Origin of the sequence: Promicromonospora sp. NPDC059942 (assembly GCF_042731755.1) — a bacterium.
GTDB lineage: Bacteria > Actinomycetota > Actinomycetes > Actinomycetales > Cellulomonadaceae > Promicromonospora.
The window spans coordinates 40,454-55,888 of record NZ_JBHWLR010000028.1 but is presented as its reverse complement, the minus strand read 5'-3'; the positions used below and the strand labels follow the sequence as shown (position 1 = coordinate 55,888).

The following is a 15,435-nucleotide window of genomic DNA, read 5'->3' as shown; positions in this document are numbered from 1 at the left end:
AAGAAACCCGGGCCTCAAAGGTGAGTTGCGTCAGGTGACCGGGTCCGACGACGACGCGTGCTCCTGCGCCCACGTCAGGGCGTGGTCCGCCACCTCCTGCCAGCCCTCCGCGCCGCACGTCCAGTGGTCGCGGCCCTCGAACTCGAAGTACTCCGTGATCGCGGGCGACTTGTCGTAGTGCTTGGCGTTGGACCGGTTCACCGACGGCGGCATGATGTGGTCCTCGCTGCCGGCGATGAACAGCAGGGGAGCACGGTCGGCTGCGTAGTCGACGAAGGTCTCCTGCGGCCCGGGCTTGAAGTTGGCGAACAGGCCGTACTCCCAGACCCAGTGGCCCGGCGCCGGGATGGCGTACCGCTCCCAGACCTGGCGGGACTCCTCCTCCGAGAGCGTGTTGGTGAACGCGTAGTGGAACTCCTCGGCCGTGAAGCCGACGGCGCGGTGCCGGTTGGCGGGGTTCTTCAGCGCGGGGAACAGCGACCTGGCCTGGGACAACGGGTTGACCCGCACGCCCTCGGTCGGTGCGGAGTCGATCACCACGCCCGCCGCGCCGAGCCCCCGGGCGAGCAGGAGCTGCGTCAGGGTGCCGCCGAACGAGTGGCCGATGATGATCGGCGCGCTCGGCAGCGCCTCGATCACGCCGGCCAGGTGGTCCACCGTCTCGGGCACGGTGAGCTTCGCGATGAGGTCCGGGTCGGCCCGCAGGGCCTCGACCTCGATCTCGAAGCCGGGGTAGCCGGGCGTGACCACGTTCAGGCCCTTGGCCTGGTAGTGGTCGACCCACGCCTCCCAGCTGCGCGGGGTCATCCAGAGGCCGTGGACCAGGACGACGGTGTCGGGTTGTGCTGCGTTCATGACAGAGCTCCTCGGGGTGCGGGAACAGCGGGGACAACGGGACCAGCGGCAAAACAGCCGGGAACGGCGGGGGCAGGAGGGACGGCCGGTCAGCCGTCGATGAACGCCAGCAGGTCGGCGTGCAGGCGCTCGCGCTCCGTGTCGGGCAGGGCGTGGGCGGCGCCCTCGTAGACGGTCAGGACGGCGTCGTCGACCAGCGCGGCGGACCGCTTGCCGCCCACCTCCAACGGCACGATCTGGTCGTCGTCGCCGTGGATGACGAGCGTCGGCACGTCGACCTTCGCGAGGTCCGGCCGGAAGTCCGTGGCCGAGAACGCGGCGATGCACTCGTAGGCGCCGCGGTGCCCCGTCGCCATGCCCTGCGACCAGAACGCGTCGCGGAACCCCTGGTCGACGTCCTGGTTCCGGTTGTGCCCGAAGAACGGGCCGTCGGCCAGGTCGCGGTAGAGCTGGGCCCGGTTGGCCCGCTCGCCCGCGCGGATGGCGTCGAAGGTCTCGGGCGGCAGGCCCTCGGGGTTGTCGGCGGTGCGCACCATGAGCGGCGGCACGGCGGAGACCAGCACGAGCTTGGCGACCCGCGCGGTGCCGTGCCGGCCCACGTAGCGCACGATCTCGCCGCCGCCGGTGGAGTGGCCCACGAGCGTGAGGTCGCGCAGGTCGAGGGTGTCGATGAGCACCGCGAGGTCGTCGGCGTAGGTGTCCATCTCGTTGCCCTGCCAGGTCTGGCTGGACCGGCCGTGGCCGCGCCGGTCGTGCGCGACGACGCGGTGGCCCCGCTCGGCCAGGAACAGCGCCGCCGCCTCCCATGCGTCGGAGCTCAGCGGCCAGCCGTGGCTCAGCAGCACCGGCGTACCGTCCATGCCCCAGTCCCGGTAGAAGATCTCGGCGCCGTCGTCCGCTGTGACGTAAGGCATGTGGCCCCCCTCGGTCGGTCGGGTGATGGACCTCGACCTTGCCGCCGCGCCCGGTGCGCGCGGACCACGCGAACCGCGTAGTCCGTCGCGGGCCCGTGACCTGGGCTACGACGTGGCGGGGCGGGGCGGGGCCGCCAGCCGGTCGGCGAGCTGCCGCCGCGACGTGACGCCGAGCTTCTGGAACACCTTGCGCAGGTGGTAGTCGACCGTGCTGGGGCTGATGAACAGGTTCGCCGCGATCTCGGGGTTGGTGTGGCCGGACGAGGCGAGCCGCGCGACGGTGTGCTCCTGCGCCGTCAGGCCGAACCGCCGCGGTGGCACGTCGATGTCCCCCGAGGCGCCCACGGCCGCCAGCTCCGCGACCGTCCGGGCGACGAACAGCTCGGCACCGCTGTGGTGGAAGTGCGCCAGGGCGAGCCGGAGCTGCTCGGCCGCGTCCCGCCGGCGCCGGGCCCGGCGCAGCCACTCGCCGTAGACCAGGTGGGCCCGGGCCAGGTCCATCTCGGCCCCGGTGCCGCCCAGGGCCTCGACCGAGGCGACGTGGTGCCGCTCGGCGTCCTCGTCCGTCCCCGCCAGCGCCAGCGCCCGCTCGGCGACGCCGCGGCACCAGGGCGAGCCGTTCGTCTCCGCCAGGGAGGCCAGCAGCCCGGCGACCCGCGTCGCCTCCTCGGGGTGCCCGCTGCGTGCCGCCGCCTCGACGTAGTCCTGGTACTGGTCGGGTGTGACCTGCAGGAACGGGTCGGCGATCAGCGGGCTGAGCCGCTCGTACGCGTCCTGGTAGGCGCCCTCCGCGAGGTCACGGACCGCGAGCGACGCGACGGCGGAGGCCTCGACCCCGCCGAAGCCCGTGGCGGCGGCGCCGTCGGCGATCGCCCGGACGACGTCGCGGGGCGCACCGCCCCACGCCAGGACGGCGACGTTGGGCACGTTCTCGGCGTCCCACCCCATGGCCCGCCGCACCTCGCGCACCAGCTCGTCGTACGCGCCGGCCCGCCGCAGGGTGCCGCCCCACAGCTCCGAGAGCGCCATCACCCACAGCAGCGTGTCGAGCACCTGCAGCGCCCCGGAGTCGCGCGCCGCCTGGGCCGCGCGGTCGAGCGCGGCGGCCCGCCCGGCGTCGTCCCAGAGGAACGTGCCGAGCGACGCGATGGCCGTGCCCATGTGCATCATCAGGTCGTCGGGGAGCGCGAGGATCGCGGCCAGGGCCGCGCGCGCCGGGGCCACGGCCCGCGGGTACGGGTCGAGCACGATGGCGCCCAGCCCCCGCAGGATGTCCGACGTCGGGCCGTCGGCCAGGTCGGCGCCGGCCTTCAGCCGCCGGCCCAGCTCCGCCTGGGTGACCCCGCTCATCAGCCGGTCGGCCGTGCAGCAGCTCTCGAACGCCCGCAGGAGCGCCACCTGCTCCCGCTCGGCGTCCTGCCCGTGGAACGCGTCGGCGGCGCGCAGGTGCGCCGCGGTGGCGCCACGCACCCCCTCGGCGTCGGCGGTGAACAGGCTGAGCGCGGTGCGCACCGTCAGCGCGCGGCCCCGCGTCACGGGGTCCACGGCGGCCAGGTCGATCTCGCCCACGAGCCGCTGGGCCACGTGCGCCGCGCCCACGGCCAGCGCGGCCTCGGCCGCGCCGACCTGCCGCGCGTCGCGGACCGGGCCGGGTGCGGTCAGCTCGGCGGCCCGCGTCAGGATGGTCGCGCGCGAGGCGAGTCCGCCGCGCCGCGCGGCCAGGTCCGCGGTGTGCGCCAGCCGGTCGGCGACGGCGGGGTCCGTGCCCAGCACGGCGCGCGCGGCGTGCCAGGCCTCGGTCTCGACCATGCCGAGGCCCTCGGCCGCCCGGGCGAGCGCCCCGTGCATCCGGCGCAGCTCCGCGCCGGGCGCGGCGTTGTAGACGGCGGACCGCACCAGCGGGTGCCGGAACCGCACGACGGGCTGGAGCTCCACCAGACCCGCCACCTCGGCGCGGTCGCCGTCGTCGGGTCCCAGGCCCACGTCGGCGGCCGCCGCGGTCACCAGGTCGATGTTCCCGGTCGAGTCCGCCGCGGCCAGCAGCACCCAGGTCTGCACGCGCGGGTCGGCCCGCCGCACCTGCCGCACGTAGTGCTCCTCCAGGTGCCGGCCGACGGGCACCGGCGCGCCGGCGAGGCCCAGGTCCGGGAGCTCGTGCACCAGGGCATCGCCCGCCAGGTCGATCAGGGCCAGCGGGTTGCCGCCCGTCGCGCGGGCGATGGCGGCGGCCGCCGACGGCGCCAGCGGCCGCTCCGCCGACCGGTTCAGCAGCTGCGCCGCCGCCTCGGGGTCGAGGCCCGTGAGGCCGAGCCGCGGCACGCCGCCCATCCGGTCGGCGAACCCGCCGTCGTCCCGGGCCGCGAAGACCACCGCCACGTTCTCGACCGCGAGGCGCCGCGCCACGAAGGCGAGGGCGTCCAGGCTCTCGGCGTCGATCAGGTGCGCGTCGTCGACCACGCACACCACCGGGGTGTCGGCCCCGGCGGCGGCGAGGAGCCCGAGCACGCCGAGGCCCACCAGGAACCGGTCCGGGGCCGGCCCGTCCGCCTGACCGGACGCCACGCGCACCGCCTGCCGCTGCCGCGCCGGGAGGCTCTCGCAGTGCTCGCGGAGCAGGGAGACGAGCCGCTGCACGGCCGCGAACGGGATGGTCGACTCCGACTCGTACCCGTCCAGGCGGATCGTGGCGAGGCCCGGCGCCCGCGTCGCCGCGGTCAGCAGGCAGGTCTTGCCGATGCCCGGCTCGCCCAGGACCAGCAGCGATCCGCCGCGGCCGTTGCGCGCACCGCCGAGCAGCGTGGCCAGCCGGCGCAGCTCCTCGTCGCGCCCCACGGGGGCGGCGGCGGTTTCCATGCGCCCCACGGTAGGGCCGACGGCGAGGGACTACGTGGTTCACGTGGTCCATATCACCCGGCCCGCTGCGGATGATCTTTGGTGTCCGTACCACGACAGGAGACATACCGATGACCAGGAGACGCTTCACCCGCCCCACCGCACTGGTCGCAGCGCTCGCCACGGCGCTGCTCGCACTCTCTTCCGTGACCGGCGCCACCGCGCCGGCCCGTACGCACGGCTCCTCCGGGGGCCACGGTGACCACGACAAGCCCACCATCGTGCTGGTCCACGGCGCGTTCGCCGACTCCAGCGGCTGGTCAGGCGTCACCGAGCGCCTCCAGGACCGCGGTTACCCGGTCCTGGCGTTCTCCAACCCGCTGCGCGGCCCGACGTCGGACAGCGAGTACCTGCGCCTGTTCCTGGACACGATCGAGGGGCCGATCGTGCTGGTGGGCCACTCCTACGGCGGCGCCGTGATCACCAACGCCGCGACCGGCGACGAAGACGTCGAGGCCCTGGTCTACGTGGCGGCCTTCGCGCTCGCGGAGGGCGAGACCGTGGCCGACGCCAACGCGCTCGGCGGCGGCCCGCCGCCCGTGGTGATCGACCACCTGGTGCTGCGCCCGTACCCGGGAGCCCCCGAGAACGACGCCGACGCCTACATCGACCCCGAGTGGTACCCGCGGTTGTTCGCCCAGGACCTCCCGCGCGACACGGCCCGCGTCATGGCCACCAGCCAGCGCCCGGCGACGCTGAGCTCGCTCGTGACGCCGTCCGGCCCGCCCGCCTGGGAGGACATCCCGAGCTGGTACATCGTGGCCAAGAACGACCGGATCATCCCGCCCCAGGCGGAGCGTGCCATGGCCGAGCGCGCCGGTTCCACGACGGTCGAGCTCAAGAGCTCGCACGTCGCGATGATCAGCCAGCCGGGTGCCGTCACCAAGGTCATCCTGGACGCGGCCCGCAACAGCTGACGTCCTGTCCGCGCCTGGTCCCGGGGTTCGCGCCCCGGGGTCAGGCGCGGACGGCGGTCCGGCGGCCGCGGGTCCAGGTGGCGATCCCGAGGGCCAGCGCCAGGATCGCGGCGACGGCCGGGACCAGCAGGGCGCGCTGGTAGTCGGCCGCTCCTGCCGCCGTGGTGTGGCCGTCGACCAGCGCGATCGTGGCGGCCGTGACGCCCAGCGCGGCGCCGAACTGGAACGCCGTGTAGACGACGCCGCCGGCGACGCCGTGCTCCGACTCGGCCAGGCCCGCCGTGGCCGCCGCGGTCAGCGGCCCGTAGACCAGCGCGAACATGACCGCGACCAGCAGCAGGGACGGCAGCAGGTCGAGGTAGCCCCAGGTCCCGTCGATGCGCAGCGCCAGGACGAACGCCGCGGCGCCGGCCAGCAGCCCGGCCACGAGCACGGGCACGTTGCCGAACCGGGCGACCAGCCGGTGCGTGAGCAGCGGCGCGATGATCATGTCGGCGCCCATGACCGCGAACACCAGCCCCGTCGCGACGGGCGACCACCCGCGGTACTCCTGCAGGTAGAGCGTGATCAGGAACTGGAACGAGAAGAACGCGCCGATCACCAGCAGCCCCGCGAGGCTCGCGCGCAGCAGGAGGCCCTCGCGCAGCACGGCGAGCCGGAGCAGCGGGTCGGCCGCCCGGCGCTCGATCAGCACGAACGCGCCGGTCAGCGTCGCCGCCGCGACGAACGACGCGACCCCGGCGACGACGTGCCCGCCCTCGCCGACCGCCACCACGCCGTAGATCAGGGTGACCATCGCGGCCGTCAGCGTGACCGCACCGCCGACGTCGAACCCGCCGCGCGGCCTCTCGGCGGGCTCGTCCGGGCGGATGAGCAGGCGCCCCGCGACCCAGAGCGCTGCGCCCACGATCACCGGCGCGAAGAACACCCAGCGCCAGCCCGCCTCGGTGAGGAACCCGCCCGCCACGACGCCGAGCGTGAACCCGCCGGCGCCGATGGCCCCGTAGATCGCCAGCGCGCGGTCGCGCAGCGGGCCCTCGGGGTAGCTGGTCGTCAGCAGGCTGAAGCCCGCCGGCGTCATGAACCCCGCGGTGGCCCCGGTGACGAACCGGGCGACGACCAGCACCCAGGCGTCGTCGGCCAGGCCGCCCAGGCCGGAGAACACGACGAACACCGCGAGGGCGACCAGGAAGGTGCGGCGCCGGCCCACGAGGTCGGCCGTGCGGCCGCCGAGGATCATGAACCCGCCGTAGGCCAGCACGTAGGCGCTGATCACCCAGTGCGCGTCGGCGGTGGCCAGGCCGATGTCGGCGGCGATGGCCGGCACCGCGACATTGAGCATCGCGATGTCGATGCCCTCCAGGAAGAGCGCGCCGCAGACGACGGCGAGCACTCCCCAGCCCGTCCGCGTCGTGGTGGTCGGTCGTGCGACCGCACTCGTGTCCGTCACGGAGATCTCCTCGCTCGGGTCCTCATGGTTACCACTTGTAACCATGACGATCGTTGGGCACGATCGACGGATGGCACAAGAAGGCACTTCGACGTCACCGGGTTCCCTCGAGGTAACCGCCACGGAGCTGGCGGAGTGCCGGGCGGACCGCGACCCGTTCCAGTGGGACGTCCGCGAGGACTGCCAGGTGCGGCAGATCCTGGACCGCATCGCCGACAAGTGGTCCCTGCTGGTCATCGCCCTGCTGGACGAGAGGACGCTGCGGTTCGGCGAGCTGGGCCGCGAGATCGACGGCATCAGCAAACGCATGCTGACCGTGACGCTGCGCAATCTCGAACGCGACGGCCTGGTGCGCCGCACGGTCTACCCCGAGGTACCGCCGCGCGTGGAGTACGAGCTCACCGCGCTGGGCCGCACGCTGCTCGCGACGACCCAGGCGCTGGTGTCCTGGACCGAGGAGCACCAGGACCAGATCGCCGAGGCCCGCGCGGCGTTCGAGACGGCGAACGGCGGCGCGAGCGTCGGCGTCTGAGCGGTCCGGGGGAACTGGCGTCGGCGGGTACACGACTGGGATGGAGGTTGTCGGCTGGGCTGAACTTCGCTCGGCTGTGGCCCGGGTTCTTCGGCTCAGCCGGATTATTCGGCCCAGCCGGATTGCGCGGGGCCAGGCTGATCGAAGTTCAGCGCACCCGGCCGGTCTCACCTGAGGGCGTGTTACCCGGAGGGCGGAGGATACTCGGACGCCTCCGCGCGGCCGCTTCGTCCGGCCCGGTCCGCCGGTCCGCGGGTCCGCGGGTCCCGTCCCGCCAGGTCAGGTCGAGGGCCGGGTCGAGGGCCGGTCAGATGCGGTTCCACGGGACCGCGGCCAGGCGGTCGACGACGCCCGTCAGGAGCGGGCCGGCGTCGGGCAGCGGGATGTCGTCGATCGAGGCGACGGCGACGACGCCGATCGAGTTGACGAGGAACGCCCCGGCGAAGCCGGCGACGTCGGCGAGCGGGACGAACCTGCGGGACGACGGCGTCGTGGCCTCGACCAGGCGCATCGCGGTGCCGTGGAGCCAGGGGGCCTCCGGCCAGACGACGGAGCCGTCGGGCTCCAGGAAGCCGATGTTGGCGATCGAGGACTCAGCGACGACGCCGTCCGGCGTGGTGAGCAGGGCGTCGTCGTACCCGTCGAGGCCGACCCGGCGGGCCCACTCGAGCTGGGCGAACCCGCCCAGGTGCTTGAGGTGCGCGAACGGCCGCAGGTACGGGACCGACCGCAGCCGCTGCGGCGCGACGGGCGCGTGGTGCGGCTCGGCGACCGTGACCACCACGTGCTCGGCGTGGCGCAGGACCACCCGTACCGAGGCGTCCGGCGTGCCGTCCAGGGCGTGCCGCACCAGGCCGCGGACCCGGTCCGCCTCCAGCGGGCGGTCGAACAGCTCGCGGTGCGCCTCGTCGAGGCGGGTCAGGTGGTGGGCCAGGCCCTGGACCCCGCCGTCGCGCACCTGCATGGCCGTGAAGTGGCCGTAGGTGCTGAACAGGTCCGTGGGTGCGGCGGGGCGGCCGTCGGTCTCGATGCGCACCCTCGGACCCTAGCCCGCCGTCAGGCGGTGACGGCGGCGTGGGACGTGGCCCAGGTCAGGGCGTGGTCCGCGATCTCCTCCCAGCCCGGCTGGGAGACGAGCCGGTGCGTGCGGCCCGCGTACTCCTTGTACTCGACGACGGCGGGGCTGCCGGTGCCGTTGTACTTGGCCACGATCGCCTTGCCGATGGCCGGCGGGGCCACGTGGTCGATGTCGCCGGTGATCACCAGGAGCGGCGCGCGGTCGGCGCGGGCGTAGTCGACGTGGGTGACGCCGGTCTTCTCGTTCATCGTCGACGCGACGCCCTCGAAGAGGACCCGGTTGTAGGACGGGACGGCGGACTGCTCCCAGAGGACGTCCGACGAGGCGCGGTTCAGGTCGTTGCCGAACGTGAAGTGGAAGTGCCCCTTCGACAGCGGCTTGGCGCCGTTGCGGCCGAACGGGTTGGACAGGATCGGCAGGCCGGTGCGCAGCGTGGACAGCGGCAGCACGCTGATGCCGGCGGTCTGCGCGGGGGCGACGCCGACGTAGGCGGCGCCGAGGCCGCGGTCGGCCAGCATCTGGGTGATGACGCCGCCGAACGAGTGGCCCATGATGATCGGCTTCACCGGCAGGGCGCGGATGATGCGCTCGTAGTGGTCGGTGATCTCCTTGAGGCCGACGCCGCGCAGGGCCGCGGGGTTGCTGCGGATGTCCTGCACGCTGCGGTCGTCGATGCCGGGCCAGCCCGGGACGATCACCTCGTGGCCCGCGGCGCGGAAGCGCTCGGCCCAGGTGTCCCAGCTCGCGGGCGTCATCCAGAGGCCGTGGACCAGGACGATCGGCCGCTTCTCCGGGGTGGTTCCGGTGACGTTGCCGGTGGTGTCGGGGGTGGCGTTCATGGCGGGCTCCTCAGGTTCGGTGGGCCGGGCTCCCCGGTCCGTCGACAGGAAGAACGATCGTTCTTTCTCTGTTATTCCAGAAAGGTACGCCCGCACCCGGCCGGCGTCAACGCCCCACGAGAAAGATCGTTCTATGCTCAAAGACATGGCACCCAGATCCACTGCCTCCCGCGCACCTCGCAAGACCGCCGAAGGAGGCTCCGAGGCGCGCGAACGCCTGCTGCGGACCGCGTCCGAGCTGTTCTACGCCGAGGGCATCCACGTGGTGGGGGTGGACCGCATCGTCGCGGCAGCCGGCGTCACGCGGGCCACGTTCTACCGGCACTTCCCGGGCAAGGAGGACCTGGTCGAGGCCTACCTCGGCGTGGAGGACACGAACCTGCGCGCCGCGCTCGACGGCGCCCAGGGCGCCACCGACGACCCGGTCGAGCTCGTCGGGCTGATCATCCAGGGCATCGCCGAGGACGTCGCGCGGCACCACACCCGCGGCTGCCCCTTCATCAACGCCGCCGCTGAGTACCCCGACGCCGACAGCGGGGTGCGGCGCGCAGTCGACACGCACCGCGCCTGGTTCCGGGGCGCGCTCGAGGACGCCCTCACCGCCGCCGGGGTCGACGACGCCGTGACCCGCGCCGGGCAGCTCGTGCTGCTGCGCGACGCCGCGCTGGTCGGCGGCTACCTCGACGGCTGGGACAACGTGCGCGTGGCGTTCGTGAGCGCCGCCCGCCAGGCGGCGGGGCTGGACCCGGCGGCGTAGGGCACGACGCGTCCGGCAAGCCACATACCGGACTTCCCTTTGCCGAGCTTTGACCCATATCCTGGCGTCCGTCGCACGACCGTCACGAGGGGGAACGGCCTGATGAACGCACCCGACGCAGGACGGGGGACCGCGCGCGGAGTGCGCGGCGTCCTCGCGGCGTCGGCGGCAACCCTCGTGGCCCTCGCCTCGCACCTCGCCGGCGGCGGGGACCTGCCCGGCTGGCTCGGCATCCTCGTGCCGTGGGTGCTCTCCCTCCCCGTCTGCACGGCCCTGGTCGCCCGCCGGCTCACCCTGCCGCGCCTGTCGGTGTCGGTCGCGGCGAGCCAGCTCCTGTTCCACCTGCTCTTCCAGCTCGGCACCCCGGCCGGCGCGCTGGGGTCCGTCGCGAACCCGCACGGGGCCCACGGCGGGCACGGGGACATGGCCCCGCTGACCGCGTCGGGCGCACCGGTGCCGATGGAGCTGCTGCACGGCGGGCCGCAGATGTGGCTCTGGCACGGGATCGCGGCGGCGGTCACCGTCGTCGTCCTGCACCGCGGGGAGCTGCTCCTGCGGCGCCTGCGCGAGCTCGGCGCCCGCGCGGCGGCCTGGCTGTTGCGCGCGTGGCCCGTCCTCGCCCGTCCGACGTCCTTCGTGGCGCCCGCCCGCTCGGGCGTGCCCGCCGAGGCCTTCCGCCCGCTCCACCCGGGCCCCCGCCTCACCCCCCTGCTCCGGAGGGGACCTCCCGCACCGCACGCGGTCTGAGCTCTGCCCCGCGGGCGCACGTGTGCCCGCGGGCTGTTCCGTGCTCGCCGCGTGGGTTTCCCCTGCGCGGCGGGCGGGGACGCGTGCGTCCCCGTGTGTGCCGACGTCGATCCCTGACGTCCGAGGAGAGGTCCCTTCATGCCCCGAACCCGTCCCCTCGTGGCCGGGCTCGCGGTGGTCGTCGTCGCGCTGTTCGCGACCGCTGCCCCCGCGTCCGCCCACGACAAGCTGGTCTCCAGCGATCCGGCGTCCGACGAGACGCTGAAGGGAGCACCGGACACGGTGTCCCTGACGTACTCGGCCGACGTGCTGGACATGGGCGCCGCCGTCGTCGTCTCCGACGGCGACGGCACCGACTGGGTGTCCGACGCTCCCGTGATCGACGGTGCCACCGTCACGGCGGTCCTGGATCCCGGGCTGCCGGACGGCGGCTACGAGATCCGCTGGCGAGTCGTGTCCTCGGACGGGCACCCCATCACGGGGATCGTCCCGTTCGCCGTCGGCGTCGGCGAGGAGCCGGGGGCGGGATCCGGTTCCTCGCCGGACGGCGCCGGGGACGACGCCGCGGGTGCGGCGGACGAACCGACGTCGGGGGAAGCCGCCCCGGGCGCAACCACACAGAGCAGCACGCAGAACCAGACCGCACAGAAGGACGAGGGGCCCTGGCGGGTCGTCCTCGTCGGTGCGGGCGGGGCCGCCGTCGCGGCGGCCCTGTTCGCGCTCGTCCACTTTCTCCGCCGCCGCAGCGATGCGCGCGGCTCCGACGACGCCGGGAACACCCCCGACGCGTCGGGAACCCTGTGAGAGGTACTTCTGTGAACAACCGACCGACCATCCGTCGCACCAGGACCACCACCGCCGGGCTCGGCGTCGTCCTCGCCGCGTTGGCCCTGGCGGGCTGCGCCACCGCGGACGCCGCGGACGACGGCGGCGGCTCCGCCGCGCTCGCCGCCCAGGGCGTGACCCTGACCGACGCGTGGGTCAAGGCCGCCGACTCCGGGATGTCCGCCGCGTTCGGCGGGCTGACCAACTCCGGCGCGCAGGACGTCACGGTCGTCTCGGCGACCACCTCGGCGTCCTCGATGCTGGAGCTCCACGAGACCGTGGAGAACGAGACCGGTGAGCTGGTCATGCGGGAGATCGACGGCGGGTTCGTCGTCCCCGCCGGCGACACGCTGACGCTCGAACCGGGCGGCAGCCACCTCATGCTCATGGACCTCACCGACCCGCTGGAGGCGGGCGACGAGGTCACGTTCACGCTCACCTTCTCCGACGACTCGACGTACGAGTTCACGGCGCCCGTCAAGGACTACTCCGGGGCGAACGAGAACTACGTGGGCGGGGACGCGGGGTCGGACGCGGGCATGGACATGGGCTCGGACGCGGGCGACGCCGACGGCACGGGCATGGGCGAGACCGATGGCACGGGCACGGACGGCTGATGACCGCGCCTGACCACGGTGCGCGCACCGCGCGGTCGGGGTCGACCCGGCGACAGTTCCTCCTCGGGGGAGCTGTCGCCGGCGTCGGCGCGGCCGCCGCGATCGGTGCCGACACCGCGCTGAACGCCTCCGCCGAGGAACCGCCGTCGGCGCCGCTGAACGGCGACCTGACCGTGCCCTTCCACGGCGTGCACCAGGCGGGGATCGACACCGCAGCCCAGGCGCACGGGCTCTTCGTCGCGCTCGACCTGCACGACGGCACGGACCGCGCGGACCTGACCCGGATGATGCGCATCCTCACCGACGACGCCGCCCGGCTGACCCAGGGCGCCCCGGCGCTCGCGGACTCCGAGCCGGAGCTGGCCGTCGCCCCGGCCCGGCTCACGGTGACGTTCGGGTTCGGGCCGCGGTTCGTCGAGCGGGCGGGCGGCGCCGGCCCGGACTGGCTGCGGCCGCTCCCGTTGTTCGGGATCGACCGGCTGGAGCCCGGGCTCGGCGACGGCGACCTGCTGCTCCAGGTCGCGGCCGACGACCCGCTGACGGTCGCCCACGCCTCGCGCATGCTGCTCAAGGACGTCCGCAGCTTCGCGTCCGTCCGCTGGACCCAGCAGGGGTTCCGGCGCGCGCACGGCACCGTCGCGCCGGGCACGACCATGCGGAACCTGTTCGGCCAGGTCGACGGGACCACCAACCCGGCCCCGGGCACCACCGACTTCGACCGCGTGGTCTGGTCCGGTGACGGCTGGCTCGCCGGCGGCACCGGCATGGTGGTGCGGCGCATCCGCATGGACCTGGACACGTGGGACGAGCTCGACCGGGGCGGGCGGGAGCAGGCGGTGGGCCGGACCCTGTCGAACGGCGCGCCGCTGACCGGCACGGACGAGTTCGACGAACCCGACTTCACGGCCACCACCGCGATCGGCTTCCCCGTCATCCCGGAGTTCTCGCACCTGCGCCGCGCGCGCAGCGAGCACCCGGACGAGCGGATCTTCCGCAGGGCCTACAACTACGACGACGGCGGTGCCGGGGCTCAGGTCTCCGACGCGGGCCTGATCTTCGTCTCGTTCCAGGCGGACGTCGACCGACAGTTCGTCCCCCTCCAGCGCCGCCTGGACCAGCTCGACCTGCTCAACCAATGGACCGTGCCCATCGGCTCGGCCGTCTTCGCCATCCCACCCGGGTGCGGCGAGGGCGGATTCATCGGCGAATCCCTCCTCACCTGAAAGCAGGACCCACATGACCGACACGATCACGGGCTCCGACGTCCCCACGGCCGCCGACCCCGCACCACCACGCGGCCGCACGCCCTGGTTCGGCCCGCTGCTGCGGCGGCTGCACTTCTACGCGGGCCTCCTCGTGGGCCCGTTCATCCTGGTCGCCGCGACCAGCGGCGCCCTCTACGCGCTCACCCCCGCCCTGGAGCAGGTCGTCTACGACCAGGAGCTGCACGCCCCGGTCGCCGACACCGCCCTGAGCCTGGGCGACCAGGTCGAGATCGCCCAGGGCCAGGTCGGCGCGGACGCCGTGCTCACCGCCGTCCGCCCCGCGCCCGAACCCGGCGACACCACCCGCGTGATGTTCGGCGAGGACGGCCTGGGCCCCAGCGAGTCCCGGGCGATCTTCGTCGACCCCGCGACCGGTGAGGTCCGCGGCGACCTGACCGTCTACGGCTCCAGCGGCGCGCTGCCGCTGCGCACCTGGATCTCCAACCTGCACCGCAGCCTGCACCTCGGTGATCCGGGGCGGATCTACAGCGAGCTGGCTGCGTCCTGGCTCGGCATCGTTGCGGTGGCGGGGCTGATCCTGTGGATCGGCCGGCTGCGGGCGTCCCGGCGGGCCGCCGGCGTCGTCCGGCCGAAGCGCCGGCAGACCGGGTACCGGCGCTTGCTGTCCTGGCACACCGCAGTGGGCGCCGTCGTGGTGCTGGGCGCGCTCTTCCTGTCGGTCACCGGGATCACCTGGTCCCAGTACGGCGGCGCCAACGTCGGCGAGCTGCGCAGCGCCCTCGGCTGGACCACGCCCGCCCTGGACACGCGCGTGGCGGGCGGCGCACCCGCCGAGACGGACGAGCACGCAGGGCACGGGGGCGGTGCCTCCGGGGCGGACGGCGCGGTCGACCCCGCGATGTTCGACGCCGTGCTCGCGGTGGCCCAGGGCATCAACGTCAACACGAACGAGGTAGAGATCAAGCCGCCGGCAGAGGCCGGCACCGCGTGGACCGTGCAGGAGAACAAGAGCGACGTGCCCACCGAGGCCGACTCCGTGGCCGTCGACGGGGCCACGATGCAGGTGGTGCACCGGACCGACTTCGTGAGCTTCCCGCTGCCCGCCAAGCTCACCACCTGGGGCATCGACCTGCACATGGGTCTGCTGCTCGGCACGGTCAACCAGGTCCTGCTGTTCGTGCTCGCGCTCGGCATCGGCTCGATGGTGGTGCTCGGCTACCTCATGTGGTGGAGGCGGCGGCCCACGCGCGAGCCGCGCTGGCTGGGCGGGCTGGGCGGGCTGGGCGGTGCGGCCCCGCGGCGCGGGGTGCTCCAGGGCACGCCGTGGTGGGGGCTGGCGGCGGTCGCCGCCGTCGCGATCACGGTGGGGACCTTCCTGCCGCTGGTCGGGTACACGCTCGTGGCGTTCGTCCTGGTGGACGTCGTCGTCGGGCTCGTGCAGGCGCGGCGGGCCGGGGAGCGGGTCAGCGCCACGCCCTGACCTCGAACCCGGCGTCGGCGACGGCCGTCGCGACGCGGGTGTGGTCGACCGGCGAGAGGGTCTGGAACGTGACCCGCCCCGACGCCGCGTCGATCCGCACCCGCCAGACCCCGGGCACCGCGGACAGCTCGATGAAGAGGGCGCGCCGGCAGTGCTCGCAGGTTCCGGTGTTCACGTACAGCTCGGTCGTGCGCACCGGAACCACCCCGCTCCACGTCCGCCCCCGGTCCCGAGAACCGTACAACATCTCTACATCATGTGGTACTGTCGCGGCGGTTCGGCCGCTTCAACTTCTCGGGACGCGGG

At 74.0% G+C, this 15,435-nt stretch carries 15 protein-coding genes; 8 read left to right on the top strand and 7 right to left on the bottom strand.

Annotation, left to right across the window (positions count from 1 at the left end; translation table 11 throughout):
• Positions 1–30: 30 nt before the first annotated feature.
• The 3 genes from ACFV9Q_RS27050 to ACFV9Q_RS27040 all read right to left on the bottom strand — a co-directional run bounded on the left by ACFV9Q_RS27050 (position 31) and on the right by ACFV9Q_RS27040 (position 4,622).
• A complete protein-coding gene (locus ACFV9Q_RS27050) occupies positions 31–855 on the bottom strand; it encodes an alpha/beta hydrolase (protein WP_377236997.1) in 825 nt (274 codons plus the stop codon).
• Between the two features lie 89 nt (positions 856–944).
• Positions 945–1,769: an alpha/beta fold hydrolase gene (locus ACFV9Q_RS27045; RefSeq protein WP_377236996.1), complete on the bottom strand. Its 825-nt coding sequence runs from the start codon at positions 1,767–1,769 to the stop codon at positions 945–947.
• A 105-nt stretch (positions 1,770–1,874) separates the two neighbouring features.
• Positions 1,875–4,622 carry an AAA family ATPase gene (locus ACFV9Q_RS27040; RefSeq protein WP_377236995.1) on the bottom strand — a complete coding sequence of 916 codons (2,748 nt, stop codon included), beginning with the start codon at positions 4,620–4,622 and terminating at the stop codon, positions 1,875–1,877.
• Positions 4,623–4,732: 110 nt separating this feature from the next.
• Here ACFV9Q_RS27040 and ACFV9Q_RS27035 point away from each other — a divergent pair, with 110 nt between their 5' ends.
• Positions 4,733–5,578, top strand: coding sequence for an alpha/beta fold hydrolase (locus tag ACFV9Q_RS27035; RefSeq protein ID WP_377228288.1), 846 nt, complete (start codon positions 4,733–4,735; stop codon positions 5,576–5,578).
• Positions 5,579–5,618: 40 nt separating this feature from the next.
• Here the strand turns inward: ACFV9Q_RS27035 and ACFV9Q_RS27030 are convergent, their stop codons facing one another.
• Entirely contained in the window at positions 5,619–7,028 is a 1,410-nt protein-coding gene (locus ACFV9Q_RS27030; protein ID WP_377236994.1) for an MFS transporter, read from the bottom strand.
• 70 nt (positions 7,029–7,098) lie between these two features.
• On the opposite strand from ACFV9Q_RS27030, the gene ACFV9Q_RS27025 reads away from it, so the two are divergent.
• Positions 7,099–7,560 (top strand): winged helix-turn-helix transcriptional regulator, encoded by a 462-nt coding sequence (locus tag ACFV9Q_RS27025; RefSeq protein WP_377236993.1) that lies wholly within the window; start codon positions 7,099–7,101, stop codon positions 7,558–7,560.
• Positions 7,561–7,867: 307 nt separating this feature from the next.
• Here the strand turns inward: ACFV9Q_RS27025 and ACFV9Q_RS27020 are convergent, their stop codons facing one another.
• The gene (locus ACFV9Q_RS27020) at positions 7,868–8,596 is read right to left on the bottom strand and encodes an aminotransferase class IV (protein WP_377236992.1); all 729 of its coding nucleotides are present in this window, start codon (positions 8,594–8,596) and stop codon (positions 7,868–7,870) included.
• 20 nt (positions 8,597–8,616) lie between these two features.
• Positions 8,617–9,477 (bottom strand): alpha/beta hydrolase, encoded by an 861-nt coding sequence (locus ACFV9Q_RS27015; protein ID WP_377236991.1) that lies wholly within the window; start codon positions 9,475–9,477, stop codon positions 8,617–8,619.
• A 145-nt stretch (positions 9,478–9,622) separates the two neighbouring features.
• Here ACFV9Q_RS27015 and ACFV9Q_RS27010 point away from each other — a divergent pair, with 145 nt between their 5' ends.
• The 6 genes from ACFV9Q_RS27010 (at position 9,623) to ACFV9Q_RS26985 (ending at position 15,129) form a co-directional block, all read left to right on the top strand.
• On the top strand, positions 9,623–10,234 hold the full coding sequence (locus ACFV9Q_RS27010; protein WP_377236990.1) for a TetR/AcrR family transcriptional regulator: 612 nt from the start codon (positions 9,623–9,625) through the stop codon (positions 10,232–10,234).
• A gap of 102 nt (positions 10,235–10,336) precedes the next feature.
• Entirely contained in the window at positions 10,337–10,981 is a 645-nt protein-coding gene (locus ACFV9Q_RS27005) for a hypothetical protein (RefSeq protein WP_377236989.1), read from the top strand.
• Between the two features lie 138 nt (positions 10,982–11,119).
• Positions 11,120–11,785 (top strand): copper resistance protein CopC, encoded by a 666-nt coding sequence (locus ACFV9Q_RS27000; RefSeq protein WP_377236988.1) that lies wholly within the window; start codon positions 11,120–11,122, stop codon positions 11,783–11,785.
• Between the two features lie 11 nt (positions 11,786–11,796).
• Positions 11,797–12,423 carry a copper chaperone PCu(A)C gene (locus ACFV9Q_RS26995; RefSeq protein ID WP_377236987.1) on the top strand — a complete coding sequence of 209 codons (627 nt, stop codon included), beginning with the start codon at positions 11,797–11,799 and terminating at the stop codon, positions 12,421–12,423.
• Entirely contained in the window at positions 12,423–13,646 is a 1,224-nt protein-coding gene (locus ACFV9Q_RS26990; protein ID WP_377236986.1) for a Dyp-type peroxidase, read from the top strand. Before ACFV9Q_RS26995 ends, ACFV9Q_RS26990 begins: the two co-directional genes overlap by 1 nt.
• 13 nt (positions 13,647–13,659) lie before the next feature.
• Positions 13,660–15,129 carry a PepSY-associated TM helix domain-containing protein gene (locus ACFV9Q_RS26985; protein WP_377236985.1) on the top strand — a complete coding sequence of 490 codons (1,470 nt, stop codon included), beginning with the start codon at positions 13,660–13,662 and terminating at the stop codon, positions 15,127–15,129.
• Here the strand turns inward: ACFV9Q_RS26985 and ACFV9Q_RS26980 are convergent.
• A complete protein-coding gene (locus tag ACFV9Q_RS26980) occupies positions 15,113–15,325 on the bottom strand; it encodes a heavy-metal-associated domain-containing protein (protein WP_377236984.1) in 213 nt (70 codons plus the stop codon). The two genes, ACFV9Q_RS26985 and ACFV9Q_RS26980, sit on opposite strands and share 17 nt — an antisense overlap.
• Between the last annotated feature and the right edge of the window lie 110 nt (positions 15,326–15,435).